The 21,009-nt window shown below is 71.0% G+C and carries 22 protein-coding genes; 17 read left to right on the top strand and 5 right to left on the bottom strand.

Going from position 1 to position 21,009, the window contains the following annotated elements; genetic code table 11:
- Positions 1-54: 54 nt before the first annotated feature.
- The 8 genes from OG978_RS14310 to OG978_RS14345 are packed head-to-tail and all read left to right on the top strand — an operon-like array spanning position 55 to position 8,838.
- On the top strand, positions 55-1,482 hold the full coding sequence (locus OG978_RS14310; RefSeq protein ID WP_326765593.1) for an ABC transporter substrate-binding protein: 1,428 nt from the start codon (positions 55-57) through the stop codon (positions 1,480-1,482).
- Positions 1,483-1,485: 3 nt separating this feature from the next.
- Positions 1,486-2,457, top strand: coding sequence for a carbohydrate ABC transporter permease (locus tag OG978_RS14315; RefSeq protein WP_326765594.1), 972 nt, complete (start codon positions 1,486-1,488; stop codon positions 2,455-2,457).
- On the top strand, positions 2,454-3,284 hold the full coding sequence (locus tag OG978_RS14320; protein WP_326765595.1) for a carbohydrate ABC transporter permease: 831 nt from the start codon (positions 2,454-2,456) through the stop codon (positions 3,282-3,284). The genes OG978_RS14315 and OG978_RS14320 overlap by 4 nt, the downstream gene beginning before the upstream one ends.
- Complete coding sequence (locus OG978_RS14325) at positions 3,281-4,402, top strand: ABC transporter ATP-binding protein (RefSeq protein ID WP_326765596.1); 1,122 nt, start codon at positions 3,281-3,283, stop codon at positions 4,400-4,402. Before OG978_RS14320 ends, OG978_RS14325 begins: the two co-directional genes overlap by 4 nt.
- On the top strand, positions 4,399-5,217 hold the full coding sequence (locus OG978_RS14330; protein WP_326765597.1) for a DeoR/GlpR family DNA-binding transcription regulator: 819 nt from the start codon (positions 4,399-4,401) through the stop codon (positions 5,215-5,217). Before OG978_RS14325 ends, OG978_RS14330 begins: the two co-directional genes overlap by 4 nt.
- Before the next feature lie 20 nt (positions 5,218-5,237).
- Entirely contained in the window at positions 5,238-6,314 is a 1,077-nt protein-coding gene (locus tag OG978_RS14335; protein WP_326765598.1) for an ABC transporter ATP-binding protein, read from the top strand.
- Positions 6,311-7,372, top strand: a complete 1,062-nt coding sequence (locus OG978_RS14340) for an NAD(P)-dependent oxidoreductase (RefSeq protein ID WP_326765599.1) — start codon at positions 6,311-6,313, stop codon at positions 7,370-7,372. Before OG978_RS14335 ends, OG978_RS14340 begins: the two co-directional genes overlap by 4 nt.
- Positions 7,373-7,386: 14 nt before the next feature.
- Positions 7,387-8,838, top strand: a complete 1,452-nt coding sequence (locus tag OG978_RS14345) for an FGGY-family carbohydrate kinase (protein WP_326765600.1) — start codon at positions 7,387-7,389, stop codon at positions 8,836-8,838.
- Here the strand turns inward: OG978_RS14345 and OG978_RS14350 are convergent, their stop codons facing one another.
- Positions 8,839-9,588 (bottom strand): hypothetical protein, encoded by a 750-nt coding sequence (locus OG978_RS14350; RefSeq protein WP_326765601.1) that lies wholly within the window; start codon positions 9,586-9,588, stop codon positions 8,839-8,841.
- Positions 9,581-10,162: an RNA polymerase sigma factor gene (locus tag OG978_RS14355; protein WP_326765602.1), complete on the bottom strand. Its 582-nt coding sequence runs from the start codon at positions 10,160-10,162 to the stop codon at positions 9,581-9,583. Before OG978_RS14355 ends, OG978_RS14350 begins: the two co-directional genes overlap by 8 nt.
- Before the next feature lie 181 nt (positions 10,163-10,343).
- Between OG978_RS14355 and OG978_RS14360 the strand changes: the two genes are divergently transcribed.
- From OG978_RS14360 to OG978_RS14375, 4 genes are all read left to right on the top strand, one after another.
- Positions 10,344-10,787 (top strand): hypothetical protein, encoded by a 444-nt coding sequence (locus tag OG978_RS14360; protein ID WP_326765603.1) that lies wholly within the window; start codon positions 10,344-10,346, stop codon positions 10,785-10,787.
- A gap of 313 nt (positions 10,788-11,100) precedes the next feature.
- Positions 11,101-12,963 carry an ABC transporter ATP-binding protein gene (locus OG978_RS14365; protein WP_326765604.1) on the top strand — a complete coding sequence of 621 codons (1,863 nt, stop codon included), beginning with the start codon at positions 11,101-11,103 and terminating at the stop codon, positions 12,961-12,963.
- Positions 12,960-13,877 (top strand): serine/threonine-protein kinase, encoded by a 918-nt coding sequence (locus OG978_RS14370; RefSeq protein WP_326765605.1) that lies wholly within the window; start codon positions 12,960-12,962, stop codon positions 13,875-13,877. Before OG978_RS14365 ends, OG978_RS14370 begins: the two co-directional genes overlap by 4 nt.
- 98 nt (positions 13,878-13,975) lie before the next feature.
- Positions 13,976-14,617 (top strand): superoxide dismutase, encoded by a 642-nt coding sequence (locus tag OG978_RS14375; protein WP_326765606.1) that lies wholly within the window; start codon positions 13,976-13,978, stop codon positions 14,615-14,617.
- A gap of 122 nt (positions 14,618-14,739) precedes the next feature.
- Here OG978_RS14375 and OG978_RS14380 read toward each other — a convergent pair whose 3' ends face one another.
- Together OG978_RS14380 and fabV are read right to left on the bottom strand one after the other, a co-directional pair.
- A complete protein-coding gene (locus tag OG978_RS14380; RefSeq protein WP_326765607.1) occupies positions 14,740-15,612 on the bottom strand; it encodes an alpha/beta fold hydrolase in 873 nt (290 codons plus the stop codon).
- Between the two features lie 68 nt (positions 15,613-15,680).
- The gene (fabV, locus tag OG978_RS14385; protein WP_326765608.1) at positions 15,681-16,892 is read right to left on the bottom strand and encodes an enoyl-[acyl-carrier-protein] reductase FabV; all 1,212 of its coding nucleotides are present in this window, start codon (positions 16,890-16,892) and stop codon (positions 15,681-15,683) included.
- Positions 16,893-17,022: 130 nt separating this feature from the next.
- On the opposite strand from fabV, the gene OG978_RS14390 reads away from it, so the two are divergent.
- On the top strand, positions 17,023-17,346 hold the full coding sequence (locus tag OG978_RS14390; protein ID WP_326765609.1) for a hypothetical protein: 324 nt from the start codon (positions 17,023-17,025) through the stop codon (positions 17,344-17,346).
- Positions 17,347-17,408: 62 nt separating this feature from the next.
- On the opposite strand, the gene OG978_RS14395 is transcribed toward OG978_RS14390, so the two are convergent.
- Positions 17,409-18,077: an O-methyltransferase gene (locus OG978_RS14395; RefSeq protein WP_326765610.1), complete on the bottom strand. Its 669-nt coding sequence runs from the start codon at positions 18,075-18,077 to the stop codon at positions 17,409-17,411.
- A 76-nt stretch (positions 18,078-18,153) separates the two neighbouring features.
- Between OG978_RS14395 and OG978_RS14400 the strand changes: the two genes are divergently transcribed.
- From OG978_RS14400 to OG978_RS14415, 4 genes are all read left to right on the top strand, one after another.
- Positions 18,154-18,813 (top strand): CatB-related O-acetyltransferase, encoded by a 660-nt coding sequence (locus tag OG978_RS14400; RefSeq protein WP_326765611.1) that lies wholly within the window; start codon positions 18,154-18,156, stop codon positions 18,811-18,813.
- Positions 18,810-19,649 carry an MOSC domain-containing protein gene (locus OG978_RS14405; RefSeq protein WP_326765612.1) on the top strand — a complete coding sequence of 280 codons (840 nt, stop codon included), beginning with the start codon at positions 18,810-18,812 and terminating at the stop codon, positions 19,647-19,649. Before OG978_RS14400 ends, OG978_RS14405 begins: the two co-directional genes overlap by 4 nt.
- Before the next feature lie 45 nt (positions 19,650-19,694).
- Positions 19,695-20,255: an SMI1/KNR4 family protein gene (locus tag OG978_RS14410; RefSeq protein ID WP_326765613.1), complete on the top strand. Its 561-nt coding sequence runs from the start codon at positions 19,695-19,697 to the stop codon at positions 20,253-20,255.
- Between the two features lie 97 nt (positions 20,256-20,352).
- Positions 20,353-21,006 carry an ATP-dependent endonuclease gene (locus OG978_RS14415; RefSeq protein WP_326765614.1) on the top strand — a complete coding sequence of 218 codons (654 nt, stop codon included), beginning with the start codon at positions 20,353-20,355 and terminating at the stop codon, positions 21,004-21,006.
- Positions 21,007-21,009: the final 3 nt, after the last annotated feature.

Here is a 21,009-nt window from a genome sequence, read left to right on the forward strand (position 1 = left end):
TCAACGTGTGAACGGGCCCCCCACCCATCTCCGGCCGGACCGTGGAGGTCACGGATGGACATGCACGCGCACGACCGGCGACGGTTCCTCGCCATCGGCGCGGCCACGGCCGCGTCCGCCACCCCGCTGCTGACCGCCTGCGGTGCGGGCTTCGGCGGTGACAAGGCCAGGAACGACGGCTCCGCGGCCGACGATGTCACCGGCTCCTTCGACTGGAAGCGGGCCAAGGGAAGAACGGTCAAGGCGCTGCTCAACAAGCATCCGTACACCGATGCGCTGATCGCCGACCTGAAGGCGTTCACCGAGAAGACCGGGATCAAGGTCGAGTACGACGTCTTCCCCGAGGACAACTACTTCGACAAGCTCACCGTCGACCTCTCCAGCGGACGTGCCTCCTACGACGTGTTCATGCTCGGCGCGTACATGGTGTGGCAGTACGGGCCGCCCGGCTGGCTGGAGGATCTCGGCCCCTGGATGCGCAATTCCTCGGCCACCGGGTCCGAATGGGACCAGGAGGACTTCTTCCCCAACCTCCTCTCGGCCGACCAGTGGTCGCTGAAGGCGGGTGCGCCGCTCGGGCAGGGCGGGCAGTACGCGCTGCCGTGGGGCTGGGAGACCAATGTCGTCGCGTACAACACCGAGGTGTTCAAGAAGCTCGGCCTGAAGCCCGCCGAGACCTTCGACGAGCTGCGCGAGGTCGCCGGGGCCATCACCCGCCGGGCGCCGGGGGCGGGCTTCGACGGGATGTACGGGGTCGCGGTGCGCGGCTCGCGCAGCTGGGCGACGATCCATCCCGGCTTCATGACGATGTACGCCCGCAACGGCCTGAAGGACTTCACGGTCGAGGGCGGGAAGGTGAAGCCCGCGATGAACTCCCCGGAGGCGATCGCGTTCACCCGGGACTGGGCGGAGATGGTCAGGAAGGGCGGGCCGCCGTCCTGGACCTCGTACACCTGGTACCAGTGCTCCAGCGACCTCGGGGCGAAGAAGGCGGGGATGCTCTTCGACGCGGACACCGCCGCCTACTTCCAGGCGGTGAAGGGGGCCTCCCCCGCCTCCGGGAAGATCGCCTTCCACCCCGGCCCGAAGGGCCCCGGCGGCTCTCTCGCCACGAACATGTGGATCTGGTCGCTCGGCATGAACGCCAGGAGCCGCAACAAGTCCGCCGCCTGGCTGTTCCTCCAGTGGGCGACCGGCAAGGAGCATCTGCGCAAGGGCGCGATCGAGCACAACCACATCGACCCGGTACGGAAGTCGGTCAGCCAGGACGCGGCGTACAAGGACAAGATGCGGGCCGTCCCGGGCTTCATCGAGACCTTCGAGACGGTCGTCGACGAGACGAGGATCCAGTTCACCCCGCAGGAGCAGTTCTTCGACGCGACGACCAGCTGGGCCGCCGCGCTCCAGGAGATCTACGGCGGGAAGAACGCCTCGTCCGTGCTGAACGGCCTGTCCGGCGATCTGGCGTCGAAGGTCGGCTGACCGGTGCCGGGACGCGCGGCCCCCGTGCTGGAGGCCGACCACGGGGCGGCCTCCGGCACGGGGGCCGGGAAGCGTGCGGTGCGGGCGGTGCCGGCCTGGCGCCGCTCGCTGCGGCCGTATCTGCTGATCGCGCCCGCGCTGCTGCTGACCGGCGGCATCCTCTACCCGTTCGGCCTCGGCCTCTACTACACGGTGTTCGACTTCGCGGCGAGCAAACCGCAGCCGGACCTGGTGGGCGTCGAGAACTACCGGCGGATCTTCACCCAGCCGGCGTTCTGGGACTCGGCGCGGGTGACGGTGGCGTACGCGGTCGGCGCGGCGGCCGTCGAGACGGTGCTCGGGGTGGCCGTGGCGCTGCTGCTGCACCGGTCGAGCCGCGTCGGGCGGGTGCTGGAGAAGATCCTGATCCTGCCGCTGATGATCGCGCCGGTGATCGCCGCGATCATGTGGAAGCTGATGCTCCAGCCGTCGGTCGGCGTCATCAACCATCTCCTGGAGCCGTTCGGGCTCGGCGGTGTGCAGTGGACGGACACCCCGACGGGCGCGCTGCTCTCGTCGATCGCCGTGGACGTGTGGGTCTACACACCGTTCGTCGCGATCCTCGCGCTGGCCGGTCTGCGCTCGCTGCCCGCCTCGCCGTTCGAGGCGGCGGCGGTCGACGGGGCGGGCTGGTGGTTCACCTTCCGGCGCCTGACCCTGCCGATGCTCTGGCCGTACGTCCTGGTCGCCGTGATCTTCCGGTTCATGGATTCGCTGAAGGTCTTCGACATCATCTACGCGCTGACCGAGGGCGGCCCCGGCGACTCGACGATGGTGCTCCAGATCCGGGCCTATCTGGAGGCGATCCGCTTCCAGCGCTACTCGTTCGGGATCAGCTACATGATCGTGCTGTGGGCCGTGGTCTACCTGGTCACGATGGTGCTGGTGCGCTATCTGGGCCGGATCCAGAACCGGGCCGCAGAGGTGGAGCGATGAAACGCAGGCTGCTCGCCCTCGCCGCCGACCTGGCGCTGATCCTCTACTTCGTCTTCGCGCTGTTCCCGGTCGCCTGGATGGTGATCCTGTCGCTGAAGCCGACGAACGAGCTGTTCAGCACGTACTTCTCGTTCACCCCGACCCTCGACTCGTACCGCACGGTCCTGGGCGCCGGGGACGACCAGGGCGTGCCGTTCCTCCGGTTCTTCGTGAACAGCCTCGTCGTGTCGCTGGGGGCCGTCGCGCTGTCGCTGGTGATCGGGCTGCCCGCCGCGTACGCCGCCGCGCGGTGGCGGTTCCGCGGCTCGGAGAACCTGATGTTCACCCTGCTCTCGTTCCGCTTCGCGCCCGAACTCACCGTGATCATCCCGCTGTTCGTGCTCTACCAGCAGCTCGGGCTCTTCGACACCTATGTCGGCATGGTGTGGGTGCTGCAACTGGTGACGCTCCCGTTGATCGTCTGGATCATGCGGTCGTACTTCTCCGACCTCTCCCCCGAGCTGGAGCAGGCGGCGCTGCTGGACGGGTACACGCGCAAACAGGCGTTCTTCAAGGTCGCGCTGCCGCTGGTGAAGCCGGGGATCGCGGCCGTCTCGCTGCTGGCGTTCATCTTCGCGTGGAACAACTTCGTCTTCCCGCTGATCCTGACCTCGTCGAACGCGCAGACGGTGACGGTCGGCGCGCTGTCCTTCCTCGGCGGCGACCGGCCCAAGTACAACCTGACGGCCGCGGCGGCCCTGGTCTCGGTGATCCCGCCGCTGCTGCTGGCGCTCACCATCCAGCGCTATCTGGTGCGCGGCCTGTCGTTCGGGGCGGTGAAGTCATGACCGGCCCGGCAGCCATCGCGCTGCGCGGTGTCAGGAAGCGGTACGGGAAGAACACCGCGCTCGACGGCCTGGACCTGGAGGTGGCCGAGGGCGAGTTCTTCTGTCTGCTCGGCCCGTCCGGCGCCGGTAAGACGACCACGCTCAAGACGATCGCGGGCCTGGAGCGGCCGCAGGCCGGGACGGTCGAGCTGGGCGGGGCGGACATGGCGGGCGTGGAGCCCTACGACCGGGGCGTGGCCATGTGCTTCGAGTCGTACGCGCTCTACCCGCACCGCACCGCGTACGACAATCTCGCTTCCCCGCTCCGCTCGCCGCGCCACCGCCTCCCCGCGCACGAGGCGCGCGAGCGGATCGGGGAGATCGCCGAGCTCCTGGGCATCGGCGCCCTGCTGGACCGTCAGGTGGGCCGGCTCTCCAACGGCCAGCGGCAGCGGGTGGCGCTCGGCCGGGTGCTGGTGCGGCCGGCCAGGGCGTTCCTGCTCGACGAGCCGCTGTCGCACCTCGACGCGAAGCTGCGGCAGGCGATGCGCGCGGAGCTGCGGGCGATCGGCGCGGTCCGGCGCACCACCACGCTGTACGTCACCCACGACTCGGTGGAGGCGCTGGCGCTGGGCGACCGGATCGGGGTGATCAGGGACGGCCGCATGGTGCAGACCGGCACCCGCGAGGAGCTGTGGCACCGCCCGTACGACACCTTCGTCGCCCGGTCCTTCGGCCGGCCACGGATCAATCTGCTGCCGGGGACGGTGACGCCCGAGGGGCACTTCCGGTCGCCGGACGGGGCGTACGAGCTGCCGCTGACGGTGCCCGCCCCGCCCGGCACCGCCGTCCAACTGGGCGTACGGCCACGGGACATCGGGCTCCGGGGACCGGCGGAGACCGCCGGCGGGGGCCCGGCCCCGGAGCTGACCGGCGTCGTCCATGTCACCGAGCTGCTGGGCCGGGCCACCGAAGTCACCGTCCGGATCGGCGGGCAGCGGCTGTCCCTCGTCGTCCCGCGCGCCGAAGCGGCCGGCCTGAGCCCCGACCAGCCGGTCCGGCTCTCCGTACCGCCTGAGAGTCTGCTGCTGTTCGAGGCCGACCGGCCGGCACGTCCAGGACGAAGGATCAGCACGTGAGCAACGTTCCGCAGCGGGGTCCCGCCCCGCGCCAGGCATCCATAGCCGAGTACGTCCTCGCGCAGGGCGAGGTGAGCGCCGCAGAACTGGCGGAGCGTTTCGACGTCAGCCTGATGACCATCCACCGCGATCTGGACGAGCTGGAACGGCAGGGCATCGTCCGCAAGTTCCGCGGCGGCGTCACCGCCCAGCCGTCCGGCGTCTTCGAGTCGAACGTCTCCTACCGGCTGAAGACGATGCGCGCCGAGAAGGCCGCCGTCGCCGAACGGGCCCTGAAACTCATAGAGCCGGGCATGGCGGTGATGCTCGACGACTCGACGTCCACGCTGGAGATAGCGCGCAGGCTGCGCTCCATCACCCCGCTGACCGTCGTCACCAACTTCCTGGAGGCGATCAACCTGCTGTCGCAGGAGCGCGGCATCCATCTGATGGGCCTCGGAGGGGACTTCGACCCGCTGCACTCCTCGTTCCTCGGCGTCTCGTGCGTGGAGGCGGTGCAGTCGCTCCAGGTCGACATCTGCTTCACCTCCACCTCCGCCGCGTCCGGCGGATTCGCCTACCACCAGGAGCAGCACATCATCGCCGTGAAGCGGGCGATGCTCGACTCGGCGAGCCGCAATGTGCTGCTGCTCGACCACTCGAAGCTGGGCCGGGTCGCCCTGCACCGCCTGGCCCCGCTCTCCCGCTTCGATCTGCTGCTGGTCGACGACGGGGCGTCCCCGCAGGCACTGCGCGAACTCGACGAGCACAAGGTGCCCTACGAGGTCTGCAGCACGGGTCGGGACACCGGAGCGGGGGACGGCGATGACGGGTGAGGGCGAGGCGGCGATGACGGATGACTGAACTGGCCCTGCGCGCCCTGCGCAAGACCTACACCGGGCGGGGCCGGGTGGCCGTCGAGGCCGTCCGGTCCATCGACATCGAGCTGCGCTCCGGCGAGCTGCTGGGGCTGCTCGGCCCGTCCGGCTGCGGCAAGTCCACGACCCTGCGGATGATCGCCGGCCTGGAGACAGTCACCGGCGGCGACATCCTCATCGGCGGCTCGTCGGTGGCCGAGCTCCCGGCCCGGCGGCGCAATATCGGGGTGGCGTTCGAGAACTACGCTCTCTACCCGCCGCTGACGGTCGCCGAGAACCTCGGTTTCGGACTCGCCGCCCGGGGCGGGTGCGGCCGGGCCGAGATCCGCCGCCGGGTCACCGGGATGGCCGAACGCATCGGGATCACCGACCTCCTGGACGCCCGCCCGGCCGGGCTCTCCAGCGGCCAGAAGCAGCGGGTCGCGCTGGCCCGCGCGCTGATCCGGGTCCCCGACGTCCTCCTCCTGGACGAACCGCTCTCCCATCTCGACGCCGCCCAACGGGACACCACCCGGCGCGAGTTGAAACGCATCCAGCGCGACAGCGGCCACACCACCATCCTCGTCACGCACGACCAGGAGGAGGCGCTGTCGCTCGCCGACCGGATCGCGGTGATGCGGGACGGCGAGATCCAGCAGCTCGGCACGCCCGAGGAGATCTACGACGCCCCGGCGAATCTGTTCGTCGCCGACTTCGTCGGGGAACCGGCGGTCAATCTGCTGCCGGGCACGGCCGACGGATCGGGCGGGGTGCGCCTCTCGGACTCCGTGCGCATCCCCGTACCGCACCGGATCGCGGCGGGACGCGCGGTGGTGCTCGGCATCCGCCCGGAGGACCTGTGTCTGGACGACACTGGCGTACGGGCCCGGGTCGCCGCCCACGAGCCCCTGCTGGAATCCGGCATCGCCACGCTCTCGCTCGACGGGGTGGCGGAGCCACTGGTCGTCGTGACCGGTCCGGAGGTACGGCTCGACCGGGACGACACCGTACGCATCACCGCCGATCCCCGGCACGTCCATGTCTTCGACGCCCAGACAGGAGACGCTCTGCGATGACCCGCCCCGAGACAGTCCGCCCGGAGGCAGTCCGCCCCGCTACGAGGATTCTGCTCGCCGGTGACCACTTCGTCCGCAACTCGCTGCTCGCCGAGGCCCTGCACCACGCGCTCGACCCTCTCGGCACGGAGCCGCAGCTCGGCGAACTCACCCTGCCCTGGCCCCTGGAACCCTTCGGCAAGGTCGCCGAGGTCGACGAGGCGAGTGACGTCGAGGACGCGCTGATCGCCGCCCTGGACGGGGTCGAGGTCTGCGTGACCCAGATGGGCCCGTTCACCGAGCGGGTCCTGGCCGCCGCCCCCGATCTCCGGCTGATCGTGGTCTGCCGGGGCGGCCCGGTCAATGTGAACGCCGCCGCGGCACGCGCCCGGGGCGTGCGGGTGTGCTTCGCGCCGGGGCGCAACGCGGCGGCGACCGCCGAGTTCACCGTCGGGCTGATCCTCTCCGCCCTGCGCCGTATCCCCGAGGCGCACCGTTCCCTCGCCGCCGACGGCCGCTGGGACGCCTCCCACTACACCTACGAGAACTGCGGCCTGGAGCTGGAGGACACCCCGGTCGGCCTGATCGGTTACGGCGCGGTGGGCAGCCGGGTGGCCCGGGTGCTCTCCGCGTTCGGCGCCGAGGTCGAGGTGTACGACCCGTATGTGCGCGGCGACGTCCACGGCATGCGCGCCGGCTCGCTGGAGGCGCTGCTGGCCCGCTCGCGCGTCCTCACCCTGCACGCCCGGCTCACCCCGGAGTCCCGGCATCTCATCGGCGCCCGCGAGCTGGCGCTGCTGCCGCGCGGTGCGGTGCTGGTGAACGCGGCCCGGGGCGGGCTGCTGGACACGGACGCGCTGTGCGACGCCCTGGACTCGGGACAGTTGCGGGCCGCGGCGCTCGACACGTACGAGCAGGAGCCGCCCCCGGCCACTTCGCGGCTCTTCCGTACCCCGCATCTGCTGATGACCCCGCATGTGGCGGGTGCCAGCCGGGCCGTCGCGCAGAAGGCGGCCCGGATCGCGGCGGCCGAGGTGGCGCGCTACGTCCGGGGCGAGCCGCTCGCCCACGCGCTGTGAGAGGAGCCGGACCCATGACCAGGCCCATGACCGGACCCATGAACGGGACCACGAGCCGACCCATGACGAGATACATCGGCATCGATGTCGGCACGTCCGTGGTGAAGGCCGCGGCCTTCGACCCGCGCGGCCGCACCCTGGCCGTCGAGTCCCGCCCGGTGGGCCTCACGATCCACGACGGTTTCGTGGAGCAGGACATGGAGGAGGTGTACGGCGCGGTCCGCGAGGTGCTGGACGCGCTCGGCTCCGACGGGGTGGCGTTCGTCGGCCTCACCGGTCAGGGCGACGGCGTCTGGCTGGTCGACGCGGCGGGCCGGCCGGTCCGCAAGGCGATCTCCTGGATGGACGGCCGGGCCCATGAACTGGTCGACTCCTGGCTGGCGTCCGGGGTCTTCGAGACCGTCTACCGGCGCACCGGCAGCGCGATGTTCCCGGGCTGCCCGGGCCCGGTGCTGGCCTGGCTCGACCGGCACGAGCCGGCCGCGCTCGACGCCGCGACGACCGCCCTGTACTGCAAGGACATGGTGTTCCAGCGGCTGACGGGGGTCCGGGCCACGGATGTCTCCGACGCGTCGATGCCGTTCCTGGACCCGTTGACCCGTGCGTACGCCCCGGATGTCGTGGCCGCCCTCGGCCTCACCCACCGGGCCCCGCTCCTCGCCCCGGTCAGCGACCCGGTGGCCACCGCCGAACTCCCCTCCGGGTTACGGATCTCCAACGGCCCGTACGACCTGCCGGCCTGCGCGCTCGGCGCGGGCGTCACCCGTCCCGGCGACGGGCTGCTGATCGTCGGCACCTGTCTCGCCGCGCTGGTGGCCACCGAACGGCTCGACCTGGACGGCGAACCGGCGGGGCTGCACATCTCCACCGACCGCCCCGGCCACTGGCTGCGCGCCATGCCCGCGATGGTCGGCACCGCGGCCCTGGACTGGGTCCTGACCACCACCGGCGTACGCCACACGGAGGTCGACGCGCTGCTCGCCGCCACCCCGCCCGGCGCGAACGGTGTCCGGGTGCTCCCCTACTTCGCCCCGTCCGGCGAACGCGCCCCGTTCGTCGAGCCGAGGCTGCGCGCCGAACTCACCGGGGTGTCCCTGGAGACCACCCCGGCGGACCTGATCCGCGCCGTCTGCGAAGGCATCGGCTTCGCCGCCCGGCACTGCCTGGAGGCCGCGGGCCTCACCGGCACCCTCGCCCTGTGCGGCGGCGGCACCCGATCCCCCGCCTGGATGCGGCTGTTCGCCGATGTGCTGGGACGGCCGGTCCGGATCGTGGAGGGCGAGGTCGGTGCGCGGGGTGCGGTGCTCGCGGCGGCCCGGCGCTTCGGCGCGGAGCTGGACACGGCGGCGTGGACGGCCCCGACCTCGGTCGTCGAACCGGACCCGGCGCGGGCGGCGTACTACGCGAAGGCGTACGAGGACCACCTGGACCGGCTCGCGGAGGCCCGTACGCACGCCCGCGCATGATCACGTGTTCCCGGTCGGGCCCTCCAGAGGTGGGCCCAGGGCCTGCCCCGGCACCGGGCCGAAGGAGGCGCTCGCGAGCACGGTGCCGTGTGCGTCGGTCAGACGTACGCCGGTGACCGGCGACGTGCCGGCCAGGTAGGGCCCGCCCCAGGAGCCGTAGCCGTCGTCGTCGAGGGTGAAGGTACCGGCCTTGACGGTGGTGCCGTCGGCCCGCTGGAGCAGGCAGTGGACGGTGCCGGAGTGCCCGTCGGCGTCCACCGCCATGTACAGCCAGGGCGAGGCTCCGGCATAGAGGTAGACCTGCCCGAACGAGTGGTTTCCGTTGGTGAGTTGGGCGGCGAGCAGCTGCGGCTGCACAGAGGAGGCGACGGGCGCGACCGGGGCCGGGCTCCCGGTGTACGCGCCGAGCACCCAGCCGCCGCCGCCGAGCGCCAGGCCCGCTGCCGCCGCCGCGGCGGCGAGGGCGATCCGCCGCCACCTCGGGTGCCGGACGGCCGGCCGCCGCGCCGGGGCGAGCCCGAGCCGCTCGATCACCCGGTCCTCGAAGCCGACCGGCGGTTCGCTGCCCGGTAGGAGATCCAGCAGCGCGTCCGAGGCGGCGGCCAGCTCGTGGACGTGTTCGCGGCAGGCGGGGCAGTGCTCCAGGTGGTCCATCGCCCCGGCCCGTTCCCTGGCGGGCAGCACGCCGAGCGCCAGTTCCGCGCCGATCTCCCGGAGCTGCTCGCAGCTCCGCCCGCCGTTGTCAGTCATGGTCCACCTGCCTGGTCGCGAGGGATGCCCGGACCTTGCCCATGGCTGCCCTTATCCGGGTCTTGGCGGTACCGAGCGGTATCTGCTCGAAGTCGGCGACCTGCTGGGCCGTCATCCCGTAGATACCGGCCATCACCAGAGCACGTGCCTGTTCCCTCGGCAGCTTGCCGACCGCACGGCGCAGGTCCGCCGCGGCTTCGGCGGAGAGTGCGTGCCGCTCCGGTGTGTCGGCGACGGTCTCCATCATGTTCTCCAGGTCCGCGGGGTCGACCGGAGTGGCCTTGCGGGCACGTACGGCGTCGATCGCGAGGTTGTGTGCGATGGCCGACAGCCAGGTGGGCACCGATCCCCGGCGCGGGTCGTAGACCTGGGCGTGCCGGCAGGCGCGCTCGAAGGTCTGCTGGGCGATGTCCTCGGCGAGCTGGATGTCGCCGACCACGGCGACAGCCACGCCGAAGACCCGATGCTGGAACCGCCGTACGAAGGCCACGGCGATCTCGGGATCGCCGGTCATGAGCCCGGCCAGCAGCGCTTCGTCGGGCACCCGCTCCAGGGGGATGCCAATCCTGCGCATACTCCTTACGTAACACGCGCCCGCGGGGATTGCCTGCTGCGGGCGCCCCCGGGACCTCTCGTTCGGATCGGGCCAGGCGGGCGGGCCGATCATGAACCCTCGGGCCTGCGGCGCCGTAGGTAGTGAAGGCGCGCCCTGCCGAACACGGCGGCGCAGGCCGCCTCGGACCCTTGGAGTCGTGATGACGTCCCCCACGACACTCATGACATTGCGCGGAACCGGCGCGATCTGCGCCCTGGCGAGCGCGGTGCTCCATCTCCTGCTGGTCCCCTCACACCTGACGGAGATGCCGTACATCGGCGTCCTGTTCCTGATCGGCGGCGTGGTGCTGCTCGCCGTCGCCGCGGGCCTCGTCCTCCAGCAGCGGCCGTTCGGCGCCTGGCTGATCGGGGCGGCCACCAGCATCGGCATGATCGTCGGATTCCTGCTGTCGCGGACCGTCGGACTGCCGGGCTACCGCGAAACGGGCTGGGAGCCGCCGTACGGCGTCCTGTGCCTGATCGCGGAAGTCGCCTTCGTGCTCGCCTTCGTGGTGTGGCTGAAGGAGAGCGGCGCCCCGCGGGCCGCGGAGCCGCTGCCCCGCGAAGCCGTTCACGCGAAGTCCTCGTCGGCTCGGTCGCACTGACCGAGGACGGGGCCCGCGTCCGGGCAAGATTCTCCCGGGGACGGCAATCCCACGAGCGCCCTGGCGCGTATTCCGTCCAGAAGCCTCTCAGGAGGGAAGCTCATGGCGATCTTCAGGCATCTGACCCCCGCCAAACACCGTCACGAAAAGAGGGACATGACGTCGGGGCGCTCCGACAGCACCGGAAGGCGCCGTCGCCGTCGTCGCCGTAACACCCACCACGATCACCACGGTCACCACTGGTGACCATCCAGAACGGCTGAGCGGGCCCTGCTTCTTGGTCCGCTCGGCCGGCGATGTGAGGAACGCTTCCATGAGGCGTGTCCCGTGGCATCTCGTACGACGGCTGCTGTCGGTGGCGGACGATCCCGACGCGGTCGTCGCCGCCGCGCCGGCGGTCGCCCCGCGCGAGGTGTTCCGGCGCTTCTGGCCCTATACGCGCGGCGGCCGGCGCTGGCTCGTTCCGATCCTCGCCCTCAGCATGATCGGTCCCGTCGTCGACGCGGCCGAGATCTGGCTCTTCAAGGTCGTGGTGGACGAGGTGCTCGTCCCGCGCGATCTGCGCCCCTTCGCCTGGATCGCCCTGGCGTACACCGCGCTCTTCGTCTGCTCCGGCGTGCTGGATTTCGCCGACGACGTGATGTCCACCTGGGTGAGCGAGCGCTTCCTGCTGGCTCTTCGGTCGGATGTGTTCCGGCATGTCCAGGGCCTCTCGCTCGGGTTCTTCGAGCGGCGCCGGCTGGGGGACGTGCTGTCGCGCATCACGGGCGATGTCGACGCGGTCGAGACGTTCCTGCTCTCGGGGGTGGCGAACGGCCTCTACTACGTGATCCGGCTGGGCGTCTTCCTGGGTCTGCTGTTCTACCTGCGATGGGACCTGACCCTCCTCGCGCTCGTCATCGTGCCGCTCTTCTGGTGCGCGGCCCGGCGCTTCTCCCGGCTGATCAAGGCCGCTTCGCGGGAGCGGCGGCGGCGCAGCGGCTCGATCAGCGCGATCGCCGAGGAGTCGCTCGGCAACGTCGCGCTGGTGCAGGCGTACAACCGGCAGGAGACGGAGGGGTGCCGGTTCGAGCGCGAGAGCGTGGGCAAGTTCCGCGCGGCGATGGCCTCGGCACGCATCCATGCGGTGTACGGCCCGGTCGTCGAGGTCATCGAACTGGCCGGCGCGCTGGCCGTCATGGGTCTGGGCACCTGGAAGCTGGCGCAGGGGCAGCTCACACTGGGCGGGCTGCTGGTCTTCCTCGCGCTGCTGAGCAACCTCTACAGCCCGATCCGCGATCTGTCCCGTCTCACCAATACGTTCTACGCGGCATCCGCCTCCGCCGAGCGGATCATCGAGCTGCTAGACCAGCACCCGCAGGTCGTCGAGGCCGCCGGAGCCCGGCGGATCAGGCGTGCCCGGGGCGACGTGGAGTTCCGCGGCGTCTCCTTCCGCTATCCGGGTACGTCCCGGTGGGCGCTCACGGACGTGTCGTTCCACGTGACACCCGGCACGACGCTGGCGCTGGTCGGCGCGAGCGGCGCCGGCAAGTCCACGGTCGGAAAGCTGCAACTGCGCTTCTACGACCCGGACCGGGGCGCGATCCTGCTCGACGGCACGGACCTCAGGGACCTGCGGCTGTCCGAGCTGCGCGAGAACGTCGCGGTGGTGTTGCAGGAGACGCTCGTCCTGCACGGCACCGTGCGGGAGAACATCGCCTACGGCCGCCCGGACGCGACGGAGGCGGACATCGTCGCGGCGGCCCGCGCCGCCGACGCCCATGACTTCATCCGGCTGCTCCCCCAGGGTTACGACACCGTGGTGGGACAGCGCGGCCGGACGCTGTCCGGCGGGCAGGCCCAGCGCCTGGCGATCGCCCGCGCGATGATCAGGGACGCGCCCGTGCTGCTCCTGGACGAACCGACCACGGGTCTGGACGCCCGGTCGGGCCGCCGGATCATGGAACCGCTGCGCCGGCTCATGGCGGGGCGGACCACCGTCGTCATCTCCCACAATCTGCTCACCGTCCGCGACGCCACGTCCACCGTGGTGCTGGACCACGGCCGGGTCGTCGAACGCGGCACGCACGAGGATCTGCTCCTGCGCGGCGGAACGTACGCCCGGCTGCACCGGCTGAACACGGAGACCGACCGGGAGCCCACCGGCTCGCCGCCCCTGCGGAAGGTCCTGTCATGAGCCGCCGCACCACCGCTCCGCCGACTCCGCCCCTCGCCCCCGGGACGAGACCCGCGCCGGGGTACGAGGTCCTGGCCCATCTGGCCCGGACGGGATGGCTCGACCTCTACGACGCGTGGAGCGAGGAGCGGGACTGCCGGTGCGTCGTGAAGGTGCTGCGCCCCGACCGCCGCCACGAGCAGCGGCTGCGCGACCGGCTGCGGCGGGAGGGCCACTGGCTGCGGGCCTTCAGTCATCCGCACCTGGTCCGCGCGTACGAGACCTTCGACTCGCCCGAGCCGATCGTCGTGCTGGAGACGCTGACCGGCGAAACGCTGTCGCACCTCGTCGACCGGTTGCCCCGCCGGGCGTCCGCCCAGGACGTGGCGCTCCTCGGCGTGCACCTGTGTTCCGCGGTCCACTACCTCCACGGTCAGGGCCTGCTGCACCTGGACCTCAAGCCGTCCAACGTGGTGGTCGACCGCGGGCTCGCCAAGGTGCTCGACCTCAGCGTGGCCCGACCGCCCGGCATCGCCCCTCCGGGCATCGGCACCTTCTGCTACCTGGCTCCCGAACAGGCACGGGGCGGGCCGTTGTCGGCCGCGGCCGATGTGTGGGGCATCGGCGTCACGCTGTACGAAGTCGCCACCGGCGACGCACCGTTCGACAGCGGCGAGACCATGGACGGCGCCGACGGAACGGACGACACGGGCGGGACCGACGACTCGGGCAGCGGTGTGGACTGGTACCCGCAACTGGAGGAGACCGCGCCGCCGATCGGCTCCCGCCGACGCCTCCCCCGTGACCTGGCCACGGCCATCGACACCTGTCTCCGGCCCGACCCGGCCGCCAGGCCCGCGATTCCCGAACTCGCCGACGCCCTCGATGCGGCAGTGCCCCGGCGGGGACGCCGGCGCCCCGGAGACACGTCCTAGGTCAAAGGGCTGATCACTTCGCCACCCTTCCTGCTGTTAGCCTGCTCTTGCATATTGCTTGCAATAACAACAGGACAGCAGCTGGAGGGTTCGACCACATGGCCACGTACACGCTTCCGGAACTCCCGTACGACTACGCGGCGCTCGAACCGGTCATCAATCCGCAGATCATCGAGCTCCACCACGACAAGCACCACGCCGCCTATGTGAAGGGTGCGAACGACACCCTGGAGCAGCTGGCGGAGGCGCGTGACAAGGAGGCCTGGGGAGCGATCAACGGGCTCCAGAAGAGCCTCGCGTTCCACCTCTCCGGCCACATCCTGCACTCGATCTACTGGCACAACATGACCGGCGACGGCGGCGGCGAGCCGCTCGCGGCGGACGGCGTCGGTGACCTGGCGGAAGCGATCACGGAGTCGTTCGGCTCGTTCGCCGGTTTCAAGTCCCAGCTGACGAAGGCCGCGGCCACCACGCAGGGCTCCGGCTGGGGCGTCCTGGCGTACGAGCCGGTCAGCGACAAGCTGATCGTCGAGCAGGTCTACGACCACCAGGGCAATGTCGGCCAGGGCTCCGTCCCGGTCCTGGTCTTCGACGCCTGGGAGCACGCCTTCTACCTCCAGTACAAGAACCAGAAGGTCGACTTCATCGAGGCGATGTGGGCCGTCGTCAACTGGCAGGACGTGGCGAAGCGTTACGCGGCCGCCAAGGAGCGCGCCGACGTGCTGCTGCTCGCTCCCTGACCGGGAGGCGCATGAACGTCCTGCCTCGTGATCGTCTTCTCAACCTTCACCGGGCAGGCGGATGAAGGGAGGGCCCTCGCCTGGACGTGACAGGTGAGGGCCCTTCTGCCGCGTCCGACGGCTCAGGAGGCTGTGGCGCGGCCCAGCAGGGTGCTCAGGATCTGCTCGGCGTGGGTCCAGAGCACCGCCCCTCCCGCCTCCGGCACCAGGTGCCGGACCGCGCCCGGGATGCGCGAGGCCAGCCGGAGCCCCTGGTCGGGCGAGTGACCGGTGTCCTTCTCCCCGTACCAGAGGTCGACGGGTACGGCGATGTCCGACAGCCCGATCCCCCAGCGCCCCATGGTCAGGGCGGTGTCCCGGGCATAGCCGGCCGCTCCCTGCGCGAAGGCTTCGTCGAGGGCACGCCGGTAGGCGGCGGCGAACGCGGGCTGCCGGTACACGTCGAGGTCGCACTCCGGGCTGCCGGACATGACCATGTCCCACATCCCCTGCGGGGTGAACCCGGCGAAGACCTGCTCGGCGGCGGCCGGGTCGGACACGGCCAGGCCGACGAGGCGCCGCAGTTCCTCCGGAAGCGCGTCGGCGAAGCACGGCTCGGCGACCTCGTCCGCACCGGAGACCACCGCGAGCGCCCCGACCGCTCCGGCAGCGGCGCACGCCAGCGCGAAGGGCGCCCCCTGCGAATTGCCGACCATCAGGGGCCGGCCCAGGCCACGCAGGCCGGCGAACGCGCGGACGTCATCGACGAAGTCACCGAACGTACGCCCCGGCAGAGGCGAGGAGGCCCCCAGACCGGGCCGGTCGACGGAGATCAGCCGCACGCCGAGCCCGTCCAGCGCCTCGGCACCGAACCCGAGATGCCTGCTGGTGGCCGCGCCGGGCGACAACAGCACCGGCACCCCGTCCCCCGGCCCCCACTCGGCCCAGCCCAGCAGCCGCCCTCCCGGGAGCTGTTCCGTACCGATACGAACCGGTTCAATCACACGCAAAGACATGCACCCGATCATGACCGGATCCGCTGCCGGTGTCGAAGGACTTTCCCCGGAGCCCGGAGCGGGCCGCTTCAGGGGGTGGCGGCGTCCGGCCAGGAGATGTCGGTCTCGACCGGCGCGGCATAGTCGACGCCGGACACGGCGAATCCGTACAGGCGCTGCACTTCGGTGTGGAACCAGTCGAGATCGGCGAGTTCGGTGATGTTCTCGGTGGTGGCGGCCTGCCACCGCTCGGTGACGGCCGCCTGGACGGTGGGGGCGAGTTCCCAGCTGTCCAGGCGCACCCGTCCTTCGTCGTCGAGGTCGAGCGGGCGGACACCGGTGAGCTGGTCCCACAGGTCGGTCAGCTGCCCGATCGGCGGGACCATGGCCTGGCCGAGGACGCCGCGGAGCAGCCCGACGTACAGGGCGATGCCGGGGATCGCGGTCGAGGACTGGGTGACGGCAGCCGCGTTGACCGAGGTGACCGCGCGCCCGTCGACCAGCTTGCCGAGCCGCTCGTCGAGGGTGCGGGCGGTCTGTTCGAGGTGGGACTTGGCAGCGCCGATGGTGCCCTGCCGGTAGATCGCGGCCGTCAGTGCGGAGCCGATGTAGGAGAGGGCGGCGGTGGTGAATCCATCGGCGAGCAGTCCGCGGTCGGCGAGGTGGTCGATCCACCGTTCCCAGTCGGCTCCGCCCATGACGGCGACGGTCTGCTCGATGTCGTCGCCGTCGGCCGGCTGCGTCTCGACCTCCCGCACCTCGCCGGTGCCCCGGTCGTCGAAGACGAGGGTCTTGGTGCTGTACGCCTCACCGATGGGCTTGAGGACGGACGCGTAGGTGGTCCCGGTGTCGGGGTCGGTACGGCGCGGGGCGGCCACCGAGTAGATCAGGTAGTCCAGGCGTCCGTCGAAGCGCTCCTCCAGCACCTGCGCGACCTGGTTCTTCATCTCGTCGGAGAACGCGTCCCCGTTGAGGAACACCATGTCGTGGCCGTGCCGACGGGCGAGTTCGGCGGTCGCGGCCGTGCGGTACCAACCGGCCGTGCCCGTACGCCGTCCGGGGGCTTTCTCGAAGCAGACCCCGATCCCACGGATCCCGGCACGGGCGAGACCCGCGATCGTCGCGGCCAGCCCGTACCCGGCGGAGGAGCCGATGACCAGCGCCACGGGCGCCCGGTCGGGCACACGGGAAGGGGCGGGGACGGCCTGCCACATGTCCTCCACCAGGCGCTCGCAGCCGGCCGGGTGGGAGTCGAGGAAGAGGAAACCACGGTTCTTGGGGGCGATGACGCGTTCGCTCATGGGCTCGGGTCCTTCGGGTCGTCACGGACGAGGAAGCGGCGACCGCGAGGGCACGTACCGCGCCCTGCAAGTCTGCGACCGTACGGACACGGGTGATCACCTCGTCGGCCACAGTAATACTCGGCAGCTCTTGGAGGCTTTCCACCACTTCGGCCGGCGCGGGAACGCCGACGCCTCGCAGTGGGGGACCGATCTCCGCCTCGACTACCGGACACCGACGTCCACGCGTCTCAACGTGGCCGAGTCCACGGATATCGACGACCCGGCGCATCTCGGCGACGAGGAGCAGCTGCTGACTCCGACTGAACGACGCGAACTTCTGCGCCACCGCTGCCTCCTGAGAGCCCCGGACGCCGCCGACGAGCTGGGAGCCCCGTCCCGATGGGGCAGGGACCTCTTCCCCTACACATGGCGGCTGCCCGGCCCGGAGGAGGACGCCGGGCGGGCGGGTTGAGGGACCTCTTGCCCGAACGTGACAGGTGGGGCCGCAAGCATCCCGGCCGATGCCGACGGATGTCAGCCGGTGACCAGCGCCATCATCAGCCCGTCGTACCCCTTGCTCCCTACGGTCTGCAGCGCGGTCGCGGTCAACGTCGGCTCGGCGGCGACGAGTTCGGTGAACCGGCGCACACCCTGCACCTTCGGGTCCTCGCTGGCGCCGTCGGCCACCTCTCCGTCGCGTACGACGTTGTCGGCGACGATCAGGCTGCCGGGCCGGGTCAGCTTCAGGGACCAGGCCAGGTAGTCGGGGTTGCTCGGCTTGTCGGCGTCGATGAACACGACGTCGAACGGCCCGTGCCCCTCCGCCGCGAGCTCCGGCAGCGTGTCGAGGGCGCGGCCGACCCGGATCTCGACGACGTGCGCGAGCCCCGCCCGCTCGATGTTGGCCCGCGCGATCTCCGCGTACGCCGGATCGGCCTCCAGCGTCACGACCTTGCCGCCCTCGGGCAGCGCGCGGGCCAGCCAGATGGTGCTGTAGCCGCCCAGGGTGCCGATCTCCAGCACGGTGCGCGCCCCCTGGAGCCTGGCCAGCAGGTTCAGCAGCTTGCCCTGGTTGGCGGCGACCTGGATCGCCGGGAGTCCGGCCCTGTCACTGGCCTCCACGGCCGCGTCCAGGGCTTCGTCCGGACCCACCAGCAGACCGTTGAAGTAGTCGTCGACCTCGGTCCATTGCGCCAGCGTCACGGCATGTTCCTCTCGATCGGATGTAAGTTCCCAAAAGAAACTTACCTCACGCGAGGCGAATGCGATGATGAGCGCCATGACCGCCATGAGCCCAGCCCCCGCCGACCCCACTGTCCTGCACCCGATGCCGGGCCAGCCCCGGGTCGTACTGCTGAAGCCTCTGGTGAAGTCCGAGCTGATCGAGGTCGGGGACTTCACGTACTACGACGACCCCGACGACGCGACCGCGTTCGAGACCCGCAATGTGCTGTACCACTACGGCCCGGAGAAGCTCGTCATCGGGAAGTTCTGCGCGCTCGGGACCGGGGTGCGGTTCATCATGAACGGCGCCAACCACCGGATGGACGGCCCGTCCACGTTCCCGTTCCCCTCCATGGGCGGCTCCTGGACCGACCACTTCGACCTGCTGACCGGGCTGCCGGGCCGGGGCGACACGGTCGTCGGCAACGACGTCTGGTTCGGCTACAACTCCATGGTGATGCCGGGCGTACGGATCGGGCACGGCGCGATCATCGGCGCCGGCTCCGTCGTCACCACCGACGTACCCGACTACGGGATAGTCGGCGGCAATCCGGCGCGACTGATCCGTACCCGCTACGACGAGGAGACCGTCGCCCGACTCCTCGCCGTCGCTTGGTGGGACTGGCCCACCGAGCACCTCACCCGACACATCCGCACCATCATGTCCGGCACCGTCGACGCTCTCGAAGCGGCTGCCCCGGAGGGGACACCATGACGATCACCGTCCGCGAACTGGCCTACTACCCGGTCAAGGGCTGCGCCGGGACCACGGTCGACTCCGCACAGGTTCTCGGCACCGGCCTCGAACACGACCGTACGTTCATGGTGGTGGACGCGGCGGACGGCGCGTTCCGCAGCCAGCGCACGCACCCGGCGATGGCCGCGATCAGGGTCGAAGTCCTGGACGCCGGCGCGGCGTTGGCCCTGACCGCCGAGGGCGTCGAGCCGTTGCGCCTGGACGTCGACAGGGACGGCGCGCGCCGTGACGTCAGCATGTTCGACCGCCCCCTCGGCCCGGCCGTCGACCAGGGAGACGCGGTCGCGGAATGGTTCTCCGACGCGCTCGGCGCGAAGTCCCGCCTGGTACGGGTGGCTCCCGGCTTCGACCGGAACGGCTGGGGCGACACCCCCGGCAAGCTCAACTTCGCCGACGCGCACGCGGTGCTGGTCGCCTCGACGGCGTCCCTGGACGACCTCAACGCCCGCATCACCGCCCGGGGCGACGCGCAGGCCGTCCCCATGAACCGCTTCCGCCCCAACATCGTCCTGACCGGCAACGACGAGCCGCACTTCGAGGACCGGGTGCGCCGGATGACCATCGGCTCCGTCGAACTCGCCTACTCGGTACGGGCGACACGGTGCGCCGTCCCCATGGTCGACCAGACCACCGGCCACCGCGCGGGCCCGGAACCGATCCGCACCCTGTCGACGTACCGGCGCGAACCGGAGTACGGCAACAAGGTCAGCTTCGGCGCGAAGAACGCGGTGGTCTGCGAGGGCGCGGTGAGCGTCGGGGACGTGGTCGAGGTCGCGGAGTGGCTCGGCGCGTGACGGGCCGCTGAGCACTGTCACAGCTGAGTGGTATCCATGGGCAGCATGGACACTGATCGCGCTGACCCTGAGGACGTGGCCGCGCTTCGTGCGGCCTTCGACGTGGACGACGACGGCGCGTCGGCGCTGGGCTGGGAGGCGGTGCACGCCTTCGAGGTGCAGCACGGCATCGTCCTGCCCGAGCCGTACCGGACGTTCGTCGCGGAGATGACCGATGGGTCCTACGCCGGGCCGCCCGACTTCGGCCTCGTACCGCTGGCTGAGCTGCCCGGTGACTGGGGAGACAACCGGCCGACGCGCGACTTGAGCCGGCCCTTCCCGCTGACCGAGCGGTGGATATGGGACGACGACCCCAGACCGTCCGAGGAGATCGATCCCATCCTCGACCAGGTCTTCAACGACGGGTCGATCGTGCTCGGTACTGACGGCTGTGGGATGTACTGGCACCTCGTGGTGTCCGGAGCTCATCGGGGTCACATCTGGAACATCAGCGGCGAGGGTGCCGTTCCGTTCGGAGCGGGCTTCGGATTCACGACCGCCGAGGCCGGGTTCGCCGGATGGGTCCGGCACTGGGCCGCCGGTAAGCCGTGGTTCGACGCCGAGTGATGCGCCGGCCGAGCGGCCCCTGGACGACGTGGGCCGGGAAAAGGCGTAGGCGTGCGGGGTCCCGGCCGTGCAGGATGGCGTCGGAAAGCGAGGTCTCGTGGACGAGTTGAGGCGATTCCGCCAGTCGGCGATCGCATGGGCGGCCGGCGGAGCGAGTGCGGACGCGGCAGCCGCGGAGGCGCGGGAACTGGCCGGCGGTGTGCGTACGGTCGTGCTCGTCGAGGGAAGCAGCGACCAGGTCGCGCTCGAAGCGCTGGCCACGCGGTACGGCCGCGACCTCGACGCGGAGGGCATCGTGGTGGTGCCGCTCGGCGGCGCGATGAGCATCGGGCGCTTCCTGGACGTGTGCGGCCCACCGGGGCTCGGCCTCCCGCTGGCGGGTCTCTGCGACATCGGCGAGGAGCGACACTTCCGGCGCCATCTGGAACGGGTCGGGCTCGGGTCCGGTCTCACCCGTGCCGGACTGGAGACCCTCGGGTTCCAGATGTGCGTCGCCGACCTGGAGGACGAACTGATCCGCGCCCTCGGCGCCGAGGGCGTGCAGCAAGTGATCGAGGCCCAGGGCGAGATGCGCCCCTTCCAGACGTTCCAGGGCCAGCCGGCACAGCGGGAACGGCCCGTGGAACACCAGCTGCGGCGGTTCATGGGCACGCACAGCGGCCGCAAGGCGCTGTATGCGCAGGCTCTGATCGCACACCTGGACCTCAAGCACGTACCCCGGCCGCTGGAGCGACTGCTCACACACGTTTAGCGC

It is taken from the genome of Streptomyces sp. NBC_01591 (genome assembly GCF_035918155.1).
Lineage (GTDB): Bacteria > Actinomycetota > Actinomycetes > Streptomycetales > Streptomycetaceae > Streptomyces.

Bases quoted from the DNA above. Each gene is read 5' to 3' on its own strand.
- OG978_RS14310 (WP_326765593.1), top strand. From the start codon at position 55: ATGGACATGCACGCGCACGACCGGCGACGGTTCCTCGCCATCGGCGCG.
- OG978_RS14320 (WP_326765595.1), top strand. From the start codon at position 2,454: ATGAAACGCAGGCTGCTCGCCCTCGCCGCCGACCTGGCGCTGATCCTC.
- OG978_RS14325 (WP_326765596.1), top strand. From the start codon at position 3,281: ATGACCGGCCCGGCAGCCATCGCGCTGCGCGGTGTCAGGAAGCGGTAC.
- OG978_RS14335 (WP_326765598.1), top strand. From the start codon at position 5,238: ATGACTGAACTGGCCCTGCGCGCCCTGCGCAAGACCTACACCGGGCGG.
- OG978_RS14340 (WP_326765599.1), top strand. From the start codon at position 6,311: ATGACCCGCCCCGAGACAGTCCGCCCGGAGGCAGTCCGCCCCGCTACG.
- OG978_RS14345 (WP_326765600.1), top strand. From the start codon at position 7,387: ATGACCAGGCCCATGACCGGACCCATGAACGGGACCACGAGCCGACCC.
- OG978_RS14350 (WP_326765601.1), bottom strand. From the start codon at position 9,588: ATGACTGACAACGGCGGGCGGAGCTGCGAGCAGCTCCGGGAGATCGGC.
- OG978_RS14355 (WP_326765602.1), bottom strand. From the start codon at position 10,162: ATGCGCAGGATTGGCATCCCCCTGGAGCGGGTGCCCGACGAAGCGCTG.
- OG978_RS14360 (WP_326765603.1), top strand. From the start codon at position 10,344: ATGACGTCCCCCACGACACTCATGACATTGCGCGGAACCGGCGCGATC.
- OG978_RS14365 (WP_326765604.1), top strand. From the start codon at position 11,101: ATGAGGCGTGTCCCGTGGCATCTCGTACGACGGCTGCTGTCGGTGGCG.
- OG978_RS14370 (WP_326765605.1), top strand. From the start codon at position 12,960: ATGAGCCGCCGCACCACCGCTCCGCCGACTCCGCCCCTCGCCCCCGGG.
- OG978_RS14375 (WP_326765606.1), top strand. From the start codon at position 13,976: ATGGCCACGTACACGCTTCCGGAACTCCCGTACGACTACGCGGCGCTC.
- OG978_RS14380 (WP_326765607.1), bottom strand. From the start codon at position 15,612: ATGTCTTTGCGTGTGATTGAACCGGTTCGTATCGGTACGGAACAGCTC.
- fabV (WP_326765608.1), bottom strand. From the start codon at position 16,892: ATGAGCGAACGCGTCATCGCCCCCAAGAACCGTGGTTTCCTCTTCCTC.
- OG978_RS14400 (WP_326765611.1), top strand. From the start codon at position 18,154: ATGACCGCCATGAGCCCAGCCCCCGCCGACCCCACTGTCCTGCACCCG.
- OG978_RS14405 (WP_326765612.1), top strand. From the start codon at position 18,810: ATGACGATCACCGTCCGCGAACTGGCCTACTACCCGGTCAAGGGCTGC.
- OG978_RS14410 (WP_326765613.1), top strand. From the start codon at position 19,695: ATGGACACTGATCGCGCTGACCCTGAGGACGTGGCCGCGCTTCGTGCG.